This window comes from Pseudaestuariivita atlantica (genome assembly GCF_001205715.1).
Lineage (GTDB): Bacteria > Pseudomonadota > Alphaproteobacteria > Rhodobacterales > Rhodobacteraceae > Pseudaestuariivita > Pseudaestuariivita atlantica.
This window is the reverse complement of the sequence record NZ_AQQZ01000001.1, coordinates 40,885-58,190: the sequence shown is the minus strand read 5'-3', so window position 1 is coordinate 58,190 and position 17,306 is coordinate 40,885. Positions and strand designations below refer to the sequence as shown.

Here is a 17,306-nt window from a genome sequence, read left to right as displayed (position 1 = left end):
CATGCCCCTGCCCATCACCGCCTTCTATGCCGGCCTCGTCGCGCTGTTGTTCATCACCCTGTCGGTCCGCGTGATCCGCTACCGACGCGGCGCGGGCATCTCGCTCGGCGACAAGGGCGACAAGGTGCTGATGCGGCGCATCCGCGCGCAGGCCAATTGCGCCGAATACGCGCCCATGGGGCTGATCCTGCTTGGCCTGGCCGAGGGGCTGGGCACGCCGGGCTGGGTCCTGCACCTGCTGGGCCTCTCCCTTCTGGCCGGACGCGCGATGCACGGCGCGGCCCTGTCGAGCCCGTCGCCGCGCCCGAAACTGCGGGTGGGCGGCATGATGCTGACCTTCGCGATGATCGGACTGACGGCCATCGGCCTCGTCGCCCATGCCGTGATCTGATCGGCGCAGCGCGATTGCCCGCATGCCCGCGGCGGTGATAGGTGTCGGGCATGGCAGATGCAGGCTCATCTTCGGCACTGGGACCGGTCTTGTTCATCGGTCTGTCGCTCTATGTCGCGGTGACGCAGGGCGCGCCCGAGATCGTCTTTGCCAATCCCGTCGACACGATGCCAGCCGAGGAGCTTGTCCGCACCGACGTGGCAGTCTTTTCCGGGGTGCCACGCGCGCTTGCCCGGCCATCCCCGCCACCCGACGCTGTCATCCGCCACGCGGCGCAAAGGGTGCGCGCGCCCGAACTGGCCCGCGGCGATGTCGCGGTGGAGCGTGCGTCGTGGCCGCGCCCCGCCCTGCCCGCGCCGTCCCTGTTCGCCGCGGGCCCGCCCCGGCCCGCGCCCGAGGCGCCGGGCCGCATGTCGTCGGTCATGCAGGGCAACGTGATGGCGGCCCCGCGCGCCCTGCCGCGCGACGCCCGTCCCGGCGATATCGGCCTGCCCGAGGCACGTCGGCTGCCGGGCATCACCGCGCCGCAAGCCCCTGACGGGAACGGACCGGCGCTTGCCGCGGGTCTTGACCCGTTGCAGACGGTGACACGCCCGGAAAGCGGCCCGCGCCTCGTGCCCCTGCGGCCCGGCGCTTGGCGTCCCGACGCGACCGGCCCCGCCGCGCGCCCCGACCTGCCCGACCCCGCGATGCCGCAGGTGGCCGCCGCCGCGCCGGATGCCTCGGCCAAGCCCGCGCCGGACGCCCCGCACCGCCGTCCCGAACCGCAGGCGCAGGCCACCGGCATTTTTGGAGACCCGCCACCCTCACGCCCCGCGCCCCTGCCCGGCACGCGCCTCCTTGCCGCGCTCGGCGGTCTCCTCGCAGCGCCCGTGGCGGATGCATCCGGCCCCGTCCCGCCAGAACAGGCGCTGCCCGAACGCGCGGCGCGACCGGCGCGCGCCCGCCCCGTCCTCGCGGACCGGGCGGCAGACAGCCCGGCGATCATCCCCGCCACCATCAACGGGGACCGCGTTTACGTGCGCCCCGCGCCCAGCCTGTCGGCCACGCCGCTGACGCAGGTGAACCGCGACACTGCCGTGCTTGTCTTCGGCCAGTGGGGCCGCTGGGTACGCGCGCGCGTGATGGCACCGGACGGCCCGACCGACGGCTGGGTCTGGGACAGCTACGTCACCCCGACACCCCCGCCCGACTGATCCGGAAATTGCGCAAGCGGGGGCGATTTTGCGCTTGCAGCCTGCGCGCGTTCCTTCTATTTCGTGCCGTACCCAAGGACGCGGGCGTAGCTCAGGGGTAGAGCATTACCTTGCCAAGGTAAGGGTCGTGAGTTCGAATCTCATCGCCCGCTCCAACTTCCCTCGCGGGAAGACAGACATGACGGGGCCGCTGCCGGGAAACCGGCGCGGCCCCGCGTCGTTTCCGGGACACGCTCCGCGCGCCCCTCGGACTGGTCAAAAATCAGGCACATCACCGCGCCTTTTGCCGCAAGTCGCGCCCGTGACGCGCGCCGGGTTTGCAGCCCATGCCGCGTTGCGGCATGGCTCGGACATGGGCGAGACGCTGACCATAGTCGTGGTGGAGGAAGATCGCGACCGCGCCATCGCGATCGTGGACGCGCTGAAGGACAGTTGCGCCTGCGAGGTATTCGTCATCGGCAATGCCAGCGGGCTGGCCCGCCGGATCGCCGCCCACGCCCCCGACATCGTGCTGATCGACGTCGACAACCCGACCCGCGACATGATGGAGGAACTGACGCTTGCCTCCGGCCCGATGGAGAGGCCCGTGGCCATGTTCGTGTCCGGCGCGGCGGGCGGACTGGCGCAGGCCGCGATCGAGGCGGGCGTGTCGGCCTATGTCGTTGACGGCCTAGCCCCCGAACGCATCAAGCCGGTGATGGACACCGCCATCGCGCGCTTTGCCATGGTCCGCCAAATGCGCAACGAACTGGCCGAAACCCGCCGCGCGCTGGAAGAGCGCAAGGTGATCGACCGCGCCAAGGGCCTGTTGATGAAAGCGCGCGGGATCGACGAGGACGCGGCCTATGCCCTGTTGCGCCGCACCGCGATGGACCAGGGCCGCCGCGTCGCCGATGTGGCCGAGGCGCTGGTGACCGCGTCGGGGCTTTTGGGATGAGGCTCGTCAGCCTGCCCACGGCCTACATGCCGCTAGTCGATGCCGCGCCGCTGATCCTTGCGCAGGAAATGGGGTTCGCGCAGTCCGAAGGCATCGCGCTTGATCTTGTGCCCGCGCCCTCTTGGTCCTCGGTCCGCGACATGCTCGCCTTTGGCCGGGTGGATGCCGCGCACATGCTGTCGCCCGTCCCCGTGGCGATGGCGATGGGGCTGGGCGGGGTCGCGACCTCGCTTGCGGCCGTGTCGGTCCTGTCGGTCAACGGCAACGTCGTGGGCGTGGGCCGCCCGCTGGAAGAGCGGTTGCGCGCGGCGGGCCACCCGTTCGATTTCGCCGACCCCAAGGCTGCAGCCTCGGCGCTGGCCGCCGTGCGCGACCGGCCCATCGTGTTCGGCGTGCCGTTCCCCTTCTCGATGCATGTCGCCCTGCTGGATTACTGGAGCCGCGCCACCGCGCTTGGCGCGGACGGCATCGTCATCCGTACCGTGCCCCCGCCCCTGATGGCCAGCGCGCTGGCGGCGGGCGATGTGGATGCGTTCTGCGTGGGCGAACCGTGGGGGTCGGTCGCAGTGGAACAGGGCGCGGGCGCGCTTTTGCTGCCGGGCACGGCGATCTGGCAATTCGCGCCGGAAAAGGTGCTCGCCGTGCGCACCGACTGGGCCGAAACCGAACCCGACCTTTTGGGCCGCCTGATGCGCGCGGTCTGGCGCGCGGGGCGCTGGCTCGCTGATCCGGACGCGCGCGCCACGGCCGGAGAGGTCCTGTCGCGCAAGGCCTACCTTGACGTCTCTCCCGAACTGATCGACCGGGCGCTGTCGGGGCACCTGACCCTGTCCTCGCGCGGCGAGAACCGGCAGGTGGCGCGGTTCATCGAGTTTCACCACGGCACCGCCACCTTCCCGTGGCGCAGCCAGGCGAAATGGATCGCGGCCCAGATGGCCGCCCTGCACGGCGCCGACCCGACCCGGACCACCGGCGCGGCGCGCGTGTTCCGCGCCGACCTGCACCGCATGCACCTCGGCGCGGCGGGCATCGACATGCCGGGCGCGTCCGAGAAGGTCGAAGGCTCGATTCGCCGCGCGACGCCCGTTGCCTCGGCGGAAGGCGACCTCACGCTCTTGCCCGACGCGTTCTTCGATGGCCGCATATTCGACCCGGCCCGCGCCTGAACGCCCAAAACCTGTGCAAACCGGGGGACGACGCGTCATGAACCCGCCGTTTCCGCGATTTTCCGGTTCACCGACCCGCCCGCCGCGCACATGATCCAACCACCGGCCCGCAATGGCGTGGGTCGCCCGAATTCCTCCCATCGAATGGGTTCTCCCGAGCAAGGTCGCTCACTTTCCGCCGAAACCTCCGGCGGGACGTGCGTGGCCTTTTTCGTTTTGCACCCGGCGGACCTCCTCCCCGCCGGCCGCCAAGAAAGGAAAGACGACCATGAAACCCACTCTCCTGAGCCTCGCGCTCGGCACGGCGCTGGCAGGGCCCGCCTTCGCGGAACTGCTCGACCTCGAAAAGGACGAACTGACCTTCGGCTTCATCAAGCTGACCGACATGGCGCCGCTCGCCGTGGCCTACGAACAGGGCTATTTCCTCGACGAGGGCCTTTTCGTCACGCTCGAGGCACAGGCGAACTGGAAGGTCCTGCTCGACGGCGTGATCGACGGCCAGCTTGACGGCGCGCACATGCTGGCGGGCCAGCCGCTGGCCGCGACGATCGGCTTCGGGACCGAGGCGCACATCATCACGCCCTTCTCGATGGACCTGAACGGCAACGGCATCACCGTGTCGAACGAGATCTGGGAAAAGATGCTGCCGCATATCCCGAAGATGGATGACGGCCGCCCGCAGCACCCGATCTCCGCCGAGGCGCTGGCGCCCGTGGTCGAGGAATACAATGCCGCCGGCAAGCCCTTCAACATGGGCATGGTCTTCCCCGTCTCGACCCACAATTACGAACTGCGCTACTGGCTGGCCGCCGGTGGGCTGGAGCCGGGCTTCTACAGCCCCGAAAACGTGACCGGCCAGATCGGCGCGGACGTGTTCCTGTCGGTCACCCCCCCGCCGCAGATGCCCGCCACTTTGGAAGCGGGCACCATCTATGGCTACTGCGTGGGTGAGCCTTGGAACCAGCAGGCGGTATTCAAGGGCATCGGCGTGCCGGTCATCACCGACTACCAGCTGTGGAAGAACAACCCCGAAAAGGTGTTCGGCATCACCAACGAGTTCGCCGAGAAATACCCCAACACCACGCTCGCGGTGACCAAGGCGCTGATCCGGGCCGCGATCTGGCTGGATGAAAACGACAACGCCAACCGCCCCGCCGCCGTGGAAATCCTCAGCCGCCCCGAATACGTGGGCGCGGATTACGAGGTGATCGCCAACTCGATGACCGGCTTCTTCGAGTTCGAGAAGGGCGACAAGCGCGACATTCCCGACTTCAACGTGTTCTTCCGCTACAACGCGACCTATCCGTTCTACTCCGACGCGATCTGGTACCTGACCCAGATGCGCCGCTGGGGCCAGATCCCCGAGGCCAAGTCGGACGAGTGGTTCCACGACGTGGCCAAGGACGTCTACAAGCCCGAGATCTACCTCAAGGCCGCGCGTCTGCTGGTGGATGAGGGCCTCGCCAACGAAGCCGACTTCCCGTGGGACAGCGACGGCTACAAGGCCGCCACCCCCGCCGAGGACATCATCGACGGCATCCCCTACGACGGTCGCTTCCCCAACGCGTATCTCGAAAGCCTGCCGATCGGCCTGAAGGGCCAGCAGATCGTCGTCGGCAACGAGGTCCAGGGCTGATCCTGCAAGGGGGTCGGCTGAGGATCAGCCGACCTACGACAGCCCCGCACAGATGTAGGTCGGCTGCTCGCCAGCCGACCTCCCCCCGAAACACGCGGCACGCGCCGCGAGGCATCTCACAGGACGCGATCCAACCATGACCGCCATCGACCCCTCGGCCATCGACGCCGCCGCCCGCGAAGAGCGCAAGGCCCGCCTCTTCACCCGCATCAACAAGGCCGACCGCTGGTTCCAGGTGCTGGGGCTCAGCTGGGTCACGCCGGTCCTGAAAGCCGCCGCCGGGGACAACCCGCGCGCGCAGGCGGGCGAAATCTGGCGCCTCCTCGGCGTGCCGATCCTCGCCATCGTTGGCTTCCTCGCCCTGTGGGCTACGCTCGCGCCCACCGTGCAGACCTCGCTCGGCGCGATCCCCGGCCCGGCGCAGGTCTGGGCCGAGGCGGTGAACCTGCATGAGGACGCGGTCGCCAAGGGCGAATCCCGCGCCAAGTTCGAAGCACAAGTTGCCAAGCTGAACGAACGCCGCATCGCGCAAGGGAAAGAGCCGGTCGAACGCGCCTATACCGGCGCACCCAGCTATTACGCGCAGATCTGGACCTCGATCAAAACGGTGTTCTTCGGCTTCCTGATCGCCTCGGTCGTGGCCATCCCGCTGGGCATCGCCGCAGGCCTCTCGCCCACCGCCAATGCCGCGCTGAACCCGATCATCCAGATCTTCAAACCGGTCTCGCCGCTGGCATGGCTGCCGATCGTGACGATGGTCGTCTCCGCCGTCTACGTCACGCAGGACGGGTGGTTCGCCAAGTCGTTCCTGACCTCGGCCATCACCGTCACGCTCTGCTCGCTCTGGCCGACGCTGATCAACACCGCGCTGGGTGTGGCGTCCATCGACAAGGACCTCGTGAACGTCTCGAAAGTGCTCAAGATGAACACCTGGACCAAGATCACCAAGCTGGTCCTGCCCTCCGCGCTGCCGCTCATCTTCACCGGTCTGCGCCTGTCGCTGGGCGTCGGCTGGATGGTGCTGATCGCGGCCGAGATGCTGGCGCAGAACCCCGGCCTCGGCAAGTTCGTCTGGGACGAGTTCCAGAACGGGTCGTCCTCGTCGCTGGCCAAGATCATGGTCGCGGTCCTGACCATCGGGATCATCGGCTTCATGCTGGACCGGCTGATGTACGCCATCCAGTCCCTCTTCACCTTCACCAACCACCGGTAAGCGCCATGGGTATCCTGACACTCGACTCCGTCTCGAAATCCTTCGGCGAAGGCACGGCAAAGACGGACGTTCTGAAGAACATCACGCTGGATGTCGCGGAGGGCGAGTTCCTCGTCCTCCTCGGCTTCTCGGGCACCGGCAAGACGACGCTGATCAACTTGCTGGCCGGGATCGACACGCCCACGACCGGAAAGGCCACCTTCAAGGGAGCCGAAATCACCGGCCCCGGCCCCGAACGCGGCGTGATCTTTCAAAGCTACTCGCTGATGCCGTGGCTGACGGTCACCGGCAACGTGCGCCTCGCCGTCGACAGCGTGTTTCCCAAGATGCCCGCGTCCGAGAAATCGGCGCTGGTCGACAAGTATGTCGCCATGGTGGGCCTCGGCCACGCCGCCTACCGCCGCCCGGCGGAGTTGTCGGGCGGGATGCGGCAACGGGTGAACGTGGCGCGCGCGCTGGCGATGAACCCCGAGGTACTGCTGCTGGACGAGCCGCTCTCGGCCCTCGACGCGCTGACGCGTGCCAACCTCGCCGACGAGATCGAGGCGATCTGGCAGGCCGACCGCAAGACCTGCGTGCTCATCACCAATGACGTGGACGAGGCGATCCTGCTCGCGGACCGCATCATCGCGCTGAACCCCGACGGGACGCTGGGGGAGGAGTTCACCGTCACCATCCCCCGCCCGCGCGACCGCTCCGCGATGAACACCGACGACACGTTCAAGCGCCTGCGCGCCGACGTCACCAAGTACCTGATGGATGTCGGGATCGAGGCCAAGGTCGAAGGCTCCCGCATCCTGCCCGACGTGACCCCGATCCACGGCGTGCCCGCGGCGGTGGTCGAGGCGCAGAAGGGCCTGATCGACAACCGGTTCCTCGACTTCTCGATGCTGCACAAGGTCTACCCGACGCCCAAGGGGCCGCTCACCGTGGTGGAGGATTTCGACCTCAAGATCGACAAGGGAGAGTTCATCTCGCTCATCGGCCATTCGGGCTGCGGCAAGTCCACCGTCCTGACCATGGCGGCGGGGCTGAACGAGATCTCGAAAGGTGCGATCAAGCTCGACGGCCGCCACGTCGAAGGGGCCGATCCCGAACGCGCGGTGGTGTTCCAGTCGCCATCCCTCTTCCCGTGGCTGACCGCCAAGGAAAACGTCAGCGTCGGCGCCGACCGGGTCTATCCCCGCGCCAGCCAGGCCGAACGGCAGGACGTGGTCGAATACTATCTCGAACGCGTGGGGCTGGCCGACGCGATGGACAAGCCCGCAAGCGCGCTGTCGAACGGGATGCAGCAGCGCGTGGGCATCGCCCGCGCCTTCGCCCTGTCGCCCAAGCTCCTGCTGCTCGACGAGCCCTTCGGGATGCTCGACAGCCTGACGCGCTGGGAGCTGCAGGAAGTTCTGATGGAGGTCTGGTCCCGCACCAAGGTGACCGCGATCTGCGTCACCCACGACGTGGACGAGGCGATCCTGCTCGCCGACCGCGTGGTGATGATGACGAACGGGCCGCAGGCCACGATCGGCAAGATCACCCGCGTCGACCTGCCCCGCCCGCGCACCCGCAAGGCGCTGCTCGAACACCCCGATTACTACGCCTACCGGCAGGAGGTGCTCGACTTCCTCGAAGAATACGAACACGGCGCCAAGCCGAAACCGAAACCCACGGCCAACCCGCCCGCGACCGAAGCGGCCGCCGTGGCGGCGGAGTGATCCCATGACACAGAAACTCGTCATCATCGGCGCGGGCATGGCATCGGGCCGGGTGATCGAACACCTGGTCGAGACTGACCCGGACGCCTTCGACATCACGCTCTTCAACGCCGAACCGCGCGGCAACTACAACCGCATCATGCTCAGCCCCGTCCTGTCGGGCGAAAAGACCTATGCCGACATCGTCACCCATGATGACGACTGGTACGTCGCCCACGGCGTGACCTGCCGGTTTGGCGAGGCGGTCACTCGCATCGACCGCGACGCCAAGGTCGTCGAAGGCGCAAACGGCCCCGTCCCTTACGACAAGCTTGTCATCGCGACGGGGTCGGCACCTTTCATCATCCCGGTCGAGGGCAAGGACCTGCCGGGCGTCATCACCTACCGCGACCTCGACGACACCAACGCGATGATCGAGGCCGCCGATGCAGGCGGCAAGGCCGTGGTGATCGGCGGAGGGCTGCTTGGCCTCGAAGCGGCGGCGGGCCTCGCCGAACGCGGCATGGACGTGACCGTCCTGCACCTGATGGGCCACCTGATGGAGCGGCAGCTGGACGAGGCGGCGGGCTATCTCCTGCGCCGCGACCTCGAAAAGCGCGGCATCACGATCCGCACGCAGGCCTCTACCGTCGCGATCCTTGGCGAGGACCGGGTCGAAGGCGTGCTGCTCGAAGACAATACCGGGCTGGAGGCCGACCTCGTGGTCATGGCCGTGGGCATCCGTCCCGAAACCCGGCTCGCCACCGACGCCGCGCTGGACGTGGGGCGCGGGATTTCGGTGTCGGCCCAGATGCAGACCTCGGACCCCGACATCTTTGCCGTGGGCGAGTGTATCGAGTTCGATGGCCACCTCTTCGGCCTTGTCGCGCCGCTTTACGATCAGGCCAAAGTGCTGGCGCAGTCGCTTCTGGACGATGGCGCGGCCTTTGTCGTGAAGGACACGGCGACCAAGCTGAAGGTCACCGGGTGCGATCTGTTCAGCGCAGGCGATTTCGCCGAGGCACCGGGGCGCGAGGATATCGTCCTGCGCGATCCCGGCCGGGGCATCTACAAACGGCTGGTGATCGAGGACGACCGGCTGGTCGGCGCGGTGATGTACGGCGACACCGCCGACGGCAACTGGTTCTTCGGCATGATCAAGGACGGCACCGACATCTCGGAGATGCGGGAGACGCTGATCTTTGGCCCGGCCTATCAGGGGGGCGACACCGCGGACCCTCTCTCAGCCGTTGCAGTCTTGCCGCCTGACGCGGAAATCTGTGGCTGCAACGGCGTTTGCAAGGGCACCATCGTGGACGCCATCGCGGGCGGCGCGACCGACCTTGGCGGGGTGCGCGCCGCGACCAAGGCCAGCGCCTCCTGCGGGACCTGCACGGGGCTGGTGGAGCAATTGCTGCAGGTCACGCTGGGTGACGCGTTCGAAGCGCCCGCCGTGCAGCCGATCTGCGGCTGCTGCGAGTTGACGCATGAAGACGTGCGGCGGCTCATCAAGTCGCGGGAGCTGAAATCGCAGGCCGCCGTCTGGCAGGAGCTTGGGTGGACCACGCCCAACGGCTGCCATGTCTGCCGCCCGGCGGTGAACTTCTACCTGCTGGCCGACTGGCCGCTCGAATACCGCGACGATCCGCAAAGCCGCTTCGTGAACGAACGCAAGCACGCCAACATCCAGAAGGACGGCACCTTCAGCGTCGTGCCGCGCATGTGGGGCGGGATCACCAACCCGACCGAACTGCGCGCCATCGCCGATGCCGCCGACAAGTACAACGTCCCCACCGTCAAGGTGACCGGCGGCCAGCGCATCGACCTCCTCGGCGTCCGGGGGGAGGACCTGCCCTTCATCTGGGCCGACCTGAACAAGGCGGGGCTGGTGTCGGGCCACGCCTATTCCAAGGGCCTGCGCACGGTGAAAACCTGCGTCGGCACCGACCATTGCCGCTTTGGCACGCAGGACAGCACCGGCCTCGGCATCAAGCTGGAACAGGTGCTCTGGGGGTCGTGGACGCCGCACAAGGTCAAGCTCGGCGTCTCGGGCTGCCCGCGCAACTGCGCGGAGGCGACCTGCAAGGATGTGGGCATCGTCTGCGTCGATTCCGGCTACCAGGTGGGCGTGGCGGGCGCGGCGGGCATGGACGTGAAGGAGACCGAACGCCTGTGCGACGTGGTGACCGAGGCAGAGGCCATCGACGTGACCATCGCCTTCGTCCAGCTCTACCGCGAGAATGCCAAGTACCTCGACCGGCCCTACAAATGGGTCGCCAAGGTGGGGCTCGACTGGGTGAAGGAGCGCGTGGTCAACGACCTCGACGAACGCGCGCGCCTGATCGCCGCGTTCGAGTTGTCCCAATCCATCTACCGCCGCGACCCGTGGGCAGAGCACGCCAGGCGCGCGCAGGCCTTCCAGCCGATGGCGGACTTGTCACTGGAGGCCGCGGAATGAGCTGGATCGATATCGGACCCGTGGGCGACATCCCCCTGCGCGGCGCGCGCAAGGTGCGCACCGCGATGGGCTGCGTCGCCGTCTTCCGCACCGGCGAGAACCAGGTCTTCGCCGCGACCGACACCTGCCCGCATCGCGGCGGCCCGCTGTCCGAAGGCATCGTGCACGGCACCGGCGTCACCTGTCCCCTGCACAACTGGGTGTTCGACCTGCAGACCGGGCAGGCGCGCGGAGAGGACGCCGCGATCACCACCTTCCCCGTGCAGGTGCGCGACGGGCGCATCCTGATCGACGGGGCCAAGCTCGCGGCGCGGAGCGCGGCCTGATGGACGGCACCGCCCTGCCAGAAACACGCTCCACCTGCCCCTATTGCGGGGTGGGATGCGGCGTGCTGCTCCGGCCCGACGGGCAAGGCGGTCTAGACGTGCGCGGCGATCCCGACCACCCGTCCAATTTCGGGCGCCTCTGCTCGAAAGGCGCGGCTTTGGGGGAAACGGTCGGGCTGGGCGAGCGACTGCTGACGCCTAAGGTGGGGGGCAAAACCGCGCAATGGGACGACGCGCTGCAAAACGTGGCCGACAGGTTCCGCGACACCATCGCCACCCATGGCCCCGACAGCGTCGCCTTGTACGTCTCGGGCCAGTTGCTGACCGAGGATTACTACGTCGCCAACAAGCTGATGAAGGGCTTCATCGGCTCGGCCAATATCGACACCAATTCCCGGCTCTGCATGGCGTCGTCGGTCGCAGGCCACAAACGCGCCTTCGGGACCGACACGGTGCCCGGCACCTACGAAGACATCGACGCCGCCGACCTCGTCGTCCTCGTGGGTTCGAACCTCGCATGGTGCCACCCGGTGCTTTACCAGCGCCTGCTGGCGGCGCGGAAGGCGCGCGGCACCCGCATCGTCGTGATTGACCCCCGCCGCACGGCAAGCTGCGACGGGGCCGACATGCACCTCGCCCTCGATCCCGGTGCGGATGTCGCCCTGTTCAACCGCCTGCTCGTCGCGCTGGACGACGCGGGCGCGACCGACCCGGACTACCTGCGCCACACCACCGGGCTGGCAGAGGCGCTCGCCGCCGCCCGCGCCGATGCCGCCGCGCCCACGGGCCTGCCCGAGGCGCAGATCGCCGCCTTCTGCGATCTCTTCGCCCGGACCGAGCGGGTCGTGACGCTCTATTCGCAGGGCGTGAACCAGTCGACGCGCGGCGTCGACAAGGTGAACGCGATCCTCAACTGCCACCTCGCCACGGGCCGCATCGGGCGGCCCGGCATGGGGCCGCTGTCCGCCACCGGCCAGCCCAACGCCATGGGCGGGCGCGAGGTGGGCGGGCTGGCCAACATGCTCGCCTGTCACCTCGATCTCGAACACGCCGATCACCGCGCGGCGGTGCGGGAGTTCTGGCAGGCCCCCGCCTTGCCGGATGCTGCCGGGCTGAAAGCGGTCGACATGTTCCGCGCCGTCGGCGACGGGCGGATCCGGGCGCTCTGGATCATCCACACCAACCCCGCCGTCTCCCTGCCCGAGGCCGACGCGGTGCGCGACGCCATCGCCGGCTGTCCCTTCACGGTCGTCAGCGACATCACCGCCCGGACCGACACCGCGCGGCTGGCCGACGTGCTGCTGCCCGCCGCCGCATGGGCGGAAAAGGACGGCACGGTCACCAATTCCGACCGCACGATCAGTCGCCAGCGCCGCGTGCTGGATGCGCCGGGAGAGGCGCGCGCCGATTGGGACATCCTGGCCGAGGTCGGCCGCCGCATGGGCCACGCCCGCGCCTTTGACTATTCCTCCCCGGCCGAGATCTTCCGCGAATACGCCACCCTGTCGGGCGTCGCGGGACAGTTCGGACGGGATTTCGACATCTCGGGCCTCGCGGACCTGACCGACGCGGGCTATGCCACGCTCGCCCCCTGCCGCTGGCCCGTGACGCAAACGCGGCAGGGCGGGCGGTTCTTTGCCGAGGGCGGGTTCTTCCATCCCGACGGCAAGGCGCGGTTGATCCCGGTCACGTGGGCACCGCCCGCCGCCCGCACCGGCCCGCGCTTCCCCTTCCGCCTGAATACCGGGCGGGTGCGCGACCAGTGGCACACCATGACGCGCACGGGCCTCAGCCCGCGCCTGTCCGCGCACCTGGCCGAGCCGTTCCTCGACATCCATCCCGCCGATGCCGCGCGGCTGGGGCTGGCACCGTCGGACCTCGCCCGCGTCACCGCTCCCACGGGCGGCGCGATCCTGCGGGCGCGGATCACCGACGCGGTGCAGCCGGGGCAGGTCTTCGCACCGATGCACTGGACCGGCGAGACCGCGCCGTCGGCCCGGACCTGCGCTTTGATCCCCGCCGCCTGCGACCCGATGTCGGGCCAGCCCGAAAGCAAGGCCGCCGTGGTCGCCGTCTCCCGCTTCGACGCGGCGTGGTACGGCTTTGCCGTCTCCCGCGACGCGATGACACCGGACGCCGCGTACTGGGCCCTGGCGCGCACGACGCAAGGCTTCCGGGCGGAACTGGCAGGCGCGTCGGCGATCACCGACTGGGAGGCCGAGGCGCGGCGATTGTTCGGTGACGCAGAGGCCGAGGTCGCCTCGATCATCGACACCGCGCGCGGACAGGCGCGCATCGCGCTCTTCCGCGACGGGCATCTGACCGGCGCGCTCTTCGCGGCCCCCCGGCCCATGGCCCTGATGCGCGACTACCTCGCCACCCTGCCCGGCACGCCCGCGCCGGGCGTCCTGTCGGGCCGGTCGCCCGCCGACCGCCCCAACCCCGGCCCGGTCCTGTGTTCCTGCTTCTCGGTCGGCACGAACACCATCGCGCGGGCCATCGCGGCAGAGGGGCTGGGATCAGTCGAGCAGGTCGGCGCGGCGCTGGGGGCGGGCACGAATTGCGGCTCCTGCCGGCCCGAGATCGCCGAGATGCTGCGCAAGCTGCAGGTGCGCGAAGCCGCCGAGTAACGGCCCGCGCGCGCCTCACCCCGCCGGTTCGTCCACCGCGCCCGACCGCAGCCGGTGCAGCGCCAGCAGGCCCAGCCCGGCGACAACCGCCGGGGCCCAGACAACCACGCTGCCCGCCATGACCAGCGCCGCCAGCGCCAGACGCGCGATCCATTCCCACGTCGCCAGCGCCACCCGGTCGAACCGCGCCAGCGCGCTCGCCAGCAGCAACAGGGCAAGGAACAGCCGCGCCACCAGCACCGCCAGTTCGGACCAGTTCACCATGCCGTCATGCCCCGGCAGGTAGACCCGCCCGCTGGTGTCGTTGGGGTCGATCACCGCCGCTTCGATCAGCAGAAGCTGCGGGTACATGGCAAAGACGAAGGGGATCACGAACAGCATGATCCCCACCTTCACCGCCGCGAACCCGGTGCGCATTGGGTCCTCCTTGGTGATCGACGCCGCCGCGAAGGCCGCCAGCGCCACGGGCGGCGTGATGGCGGACGCCACGGCGAAGTAGAAGACGAACATGTGCGCGGTGAACACCGCCAGCCCCAGCCCCGCCAGCACCGGCCCCATCAGTAGGGCGACGTTGACGTAAGCGGGCACCGCCGGCATCCCCATGCCCAACAGCACCGCCAGCCCCATCGTCGCCAGAAGCGCGAGGAACTGGAACAGCACCGACCCGTCCTGCCCCAGCCCCAGCGATTTCAGCCAGCTCAGCACGTCGAGAGAGATGAAGATCGGCAGTCCTGTCAGCTTGAGGCAGAAATCGATGATCGAGACGGCAAGGAACATCAGGTAGAGCGTGGAAATCAGCTGCCCCGCATCGGCCAGCGCATCGAACAGCTTGCGCGGGCGGGCGCGCATCGCCGGGTCGACGAACAGCAGGCACATCAGCAAGGCCACCGCCCACCAGCCCGCCGAGCCCGCATCCCCGGCCGAGTTCTGCACCATCTGCAAAAACCACGACAATTCCGTCACCCGGCAGCCGCTTTCGGTGAAGACCCGCTCGGCCCCCAGCAGGCCACCCAGCACCCCGCACCCCACCGCGTCCTTGGTCGTGAGCAGAAGCGCGAGGATCAGGAGGATCGGGCCGAAGATCATGGCGAGGTTCAGAAGGTCCTGACGGCTCAGGTACATCTCGGGCGTCAACTCGCCATAGGCGCGGATCTTCTGCTTCCGCGCCTGGTAGACGACCGACAGGAAGAGGCAGGTGAAATAGGCCAGCGCCGGGATCACGGCGGCAACGATCACCTCGGAATAAGGCACCGCCGTCAGCGCGGCGAGGACGAAGGCCGCGACCCCCATGACCGGCGGCATGATCGACCCGCCGGATGAGGCCGCCGCCTCCATCCCGCCCGCGAAGACCTTTGAAAAGCCGCGCCGGATCATCATCGGGATGGTCAGCACGCCCGTCGACAGCACGTTCACGATGGGCCCGCCCGACACGGTGCCGAACATGGCCGAGGACACGATGGCGGCATGGGCCGGGCCGCCGTTCAGCTTCCGCGTCCAGCGGAAAGCCAGCTTGATGAGCGACTGCCCGCCCGCCGATGCACCGAACAGTGCGCCAAGGATCAGGTAGGGAAAGATCGTGTTCAGGATGATGTCCATGAACCGGCCCAGAAGGCCCGAGGCGTTGTTCACGAGGATGTCGTGCACCCGCGGCCGCCCGTCGATCAGCTGGCGCGGCTCGCCCCCCAGCTTGGTCATCAGGTACTTGTTGATGTCGTCGGCGCCGAACACGTACCAGACCATGACCGTGCCGATGGTATAGCCCGCGACGAGTATCGCGACGAGGACCAGCGGCAGGCCCCAGACCTTGATGTTGTAGCCAAGGAAGATGACGATCGCCGCGCCCATGATGGCGACCAGCCAGCCCTCGGTCGTCGTCACGCATTGCGGGTCATCCACCGTCTTGGGCTCGGGCAGGCCGTACAAAGCCGCCGTCTCCTTTTCGCGCGCGAGGCTTTCGGCGATCAGGCGTTCGCGCTCTCCGGTGATCTGGTCGATCAGGCAGACCGCCTCGATCTCCACAAGGAAGGTCAGGGCAAGCCCGAAGGCCGCGACCAGCAGGGCGATGTCCATGAAAAGGCCGAACCTGCGGCGCGCGGGCGAGCGGTCCTGCCAGTCGCGCCACATCGAATGCTTCAGCACGACGACCAGCATCATCAGGGCGAAGACGCCCGGAAAGAACCATTCGCGCGGGAACTTGCGCAGGATCGCCCAGTCCCACCCGGTGACCCGCGCGACAAGGTCGTCATACCCCGGAATGCCCGGCGTCGCGTTCATCAGGCCCAGCACCACCAGCAACAGCGACGACCAGTAAAGCCAGCCGCGCCGTGGCAGGGGCGGCTTCACCGGTGGGACTTCCGGGGTCTGTTCGGACATCGGCGGCGGTCCTTTCGCGCGATGGCGTGCCGTTGGGCAAGGGGCGGCGTCAGGCGCCGCCCGCCCGTGTCAATGCGTCAGGTCACGGCTCAGGGACGCGCGCAATCCGGCACGGTGTATCCCGCTTCCTCCCATGCCCGGATCGCGCCGGGATGGTATTTCAGCGGCATCGGGCCACACATGCCCGTGGCCGAGGTGTCGGCAATCTCGCCCAGCCCGATATTGCGCATGAAGGGCGCCCTTGCCCGCACCCCTTCGAGGTTGTCGAGCACCGCCTTGGTCAGCCGGTAGGCTAGGTCTTCGTCCATGTCCTTGCGTACGATCTCCCCGCCCACGGTGGCGATCCCGCGGAAGGTGTCGTCCTCGGACACGACGGTTACGCCCTCTGGCTGCACGGCATCGGCGAGCGGCATCTCCACCCGGCCCGATCCGGGTGCCTTCATGTATTTCTGCGCCGCCTCGGATTCGAAGATCGCCCTGGGATAGGACCACATGGTCATCCGGCCCGCCGCCACCGCGCGGGTATGACGCCCGTCGGGGAAGCTCGACGGCAGGATGAAGGCGTCGGCGGTGCCGTCGGTCATCGTCTTGACGCCCTGGTCCCAGTTGACCTGCACGCCGGAATAGCCGTCCCCGTCGTCAAGGCCGGTCGCGATCTTGGCCACGCCCCGCGCATTGGTCAGCGCCGCGCCGCGCGGCGGACCGTTATAGACGGTGGCGCCCGCAAGGTCGTCCCAGCCCTTCACCCTGGAACTGTCATAGGCCGACAGGGTGAAGACGCCGAAGCGGTAGGTGTAAAGCACCGCAAGCCGGTCGGCGAGCTCCGCCCCCGCCTCGGGCCCCAGCTTGGCATAGGGCCCTGCCCCGCGTTGCAGCAGGAACGGCAGGATGAAAGGCGACGCGGTCACGTCGGTCTTGCCCTCGGCGGTGTTCTGCAACGAGTTGGTCAGCGTCTGGCCGGTCGCCACCTGGATGTCGGCCACGCCCGCGGCCGCCGCGAACTCACCCAGCGCCAGCACGGTGTTGCCCGGCACGCCGGTCGCGGCGGCGGTTTCCGCTGTCAGATTGGCTTGCGCCGCCGCCCCGCCCGCACACAGCACGGCGGCCACGGCCAGGCCCGCAAGGCTCTTGGCATAGGTCATTGATCTCTCTCCCTTCGGCGGACCCGTTCGACTGTTCCGTCACGCGGGGCCCGGTCGCGCCTGCCGGCATTTTGCCGGTCTGGTCACGAACCGTAGGGACAGGACCCTCACCTCGCAAGCCCGGCGACCGGCCCGCGGGTCAGGATTTAT

General features: G+C 68.6%; 12 protein-coding genes and 1 tRNA gene. 11 read left to right on the top strand and 2 right to left on the bottom strand.

Going from position 1 to position 17,306, the window contains the following annotated elements:
* Nucleotide 1 precedes the first annotated feature (1 nt).
* The 11 genes from ATO11_RS00260 to ATO11_RS00210 all read left to right on the top strand — a co-directional run bounded on the left by ATO11_RS00260 (nucleotide 2) and on the right by ATO11_RS00210 (nucleotide 13,641).
* The gene (locus ATO11_RS00260; protein WP_050528840.1) at nucleotides 2-391 is read left to right on the top strand and encodes an MAPEG family protein; all 390 of its coding nucleotides are present in this window, start codon (nucleotides 2-4) and stop codon (nucleotides 389-391) included.
* Nucleotides 392-441: 50 nt separating this feature from the next.
* Complete coding sequence (locus tag ATO11_RS21975) at nucleotides 442-1,587, top strand: SH3 domain-containing protein (protein ID WP_165586905.1); 1,146 nt, start codon at nucleotides 442-444, stop codon at nucleotides 1,585-1,587.
* Nucleotides 1,588-1,667: 80 nt separating this feature from the next.
* Nucleotides 1,668-1,742 (top strand) — tRNA-Gly (locus ATO11_RS00250).
* Between the two features lie 197 nt (nucleotides 1,743-1,939).
* On the top strand, nucleotides 1,940-2,524 hold the full coding sequence (locus ATO11_RS00245; protein WP_050528838.1) for an ANTAR domain-containing response regulator: 585 nt from the start codon (nucleotides 1,940-1,942) through the stop codon (nucleotides 2,522-2,524).
* The gene (locus tag ATO11_RS00240) at nucleotides 2,521-3,690 is read left to right on the top strand and encodes an ABC transporter substrate-binding protein (RefSeq protein ID WP_050528837.1); all 1,170 of its coding nucleotides are present in this window, start codon (nucleotides 2,521-2,523) and stop codon (nucleotides 3,688-3,690) included. The genes ATO11_RS00245 and ATO11_RS00240 overlap by 4 nt, the downstream gene beginning before the upstream one ends.
* 268 nt (nucleotides 3,691-3,958) lie before the next feature.
* Nucleotides 3,959-5,326, top strand: coding sequence for a CmpA/NrtA family ABC transporter substrate-binding protein (locus ATO11_RS00235; protein WP_050528836.1), 1,368 nt, complete (start codon nucleotides 3,959-3,961; stop codon nucleotides 5,324-5,326).
* A gap of 136 nt (nucleotides 5,327-5,462) precedes the next feature.
* Nucleotides 5,463-6,539, top strand: a complete 1,077-nt coding sequence (locus tag ATO11_RS00230; RefSeq protein ID WP_050528835.1) for an ABC transporter permease — start codon at nucleotides 5,463-5,465, stop codon at nucleotides 6,537-6,539.
* A 5-nt stretch (nucleotides 6,540-6,544) separates the two neighbouring features.
* Nucleotides 6,545-8,248 carry an ABC transporter ATP-binding protein gene (locus ATO11_RS00225; RefSeq protein ID WP_050528834.1) on the top strand — a complete coding sequence of 568 codons (1,704 nt, stop codon included), beginning with the start codon at nucleotides 6,545-6,547 and terminating at the stop codon, nucleotides 8,246-8,248.
* Nucleotides 8,249-8,252: 4 nt separating this feature from the next.
* A complete protein-coding gene (gene nirB, locus ATO11_RS00220) occupies nucleotides 8,253-10,685 on the top strand; it encodes a nitrite reductase large subunit NirB (protein ID WP_050528833.1) in 2,433 nt (810 codons plus the stop codon).
* Nucleotides 10,682-11,011, top strand: coding sequence for a nitrite reductase small subunit NirD (gene nirD, locus ATO11_RS00215; protein WP_050528832.1), 330 nt, complete (start codon nucleotides 10,682-10,684; stop codon nucleotides 11,009-11,011). The genes nirB and nirD overlap by 4 nt, the downstream gene beginning before the upstream one ends.
* Nucleotides 11,011-13,641, top strand: a complete 2,631-nt coding sequence (locus ATO11_RS00210) for a nitrate reductase (RefSeq protein ID WP_050528831.1) — start codon at nucleotides 11,011-11,013, stop codon at nucleotides 13,639-13,641. Before nirD ends, ATO11_RS00210 begins: the two co-directional genes overlap by 1 nt.
* 15 nt (nucleotides 13,642-13,656) lie before the next feature.
* On the opposite strand, the gene ATO11_RS00205 is transcribed toward ATO11_RS00210, so the two are convergent.
* The gene (locus ATO11_RS00205) at nucleotides 13,657-16,014 is read right to left on the bottom strand and encodes a TRAP transporter permease (RefSeq protein WP_050528830.1); all 2,358 of its coding nucleotides are present in this window, start codon (nucleotides 16,012-16,014) and stop codon (nucleotides 13,657-13,659) included.
* A gap of 89 nt (nucleotides 16,015-16,103) precedes the next feature.
* On the bottom strand, nucleotides 16,104-17,156 hold the full coding sequence (locus tag ATO11_RS00200) for a TAXI family TRAP transporter solute-binding subunit (RefSeq protein WP_050528829.1): 1,053 nt from the start codon (nucleotides 17,154-17,156) through the stop codon (nucleotides 16,104-16,106).
* Between the last annotated feature and the right edge of the window lie 150 nt (nucleotides 17,157-17,306).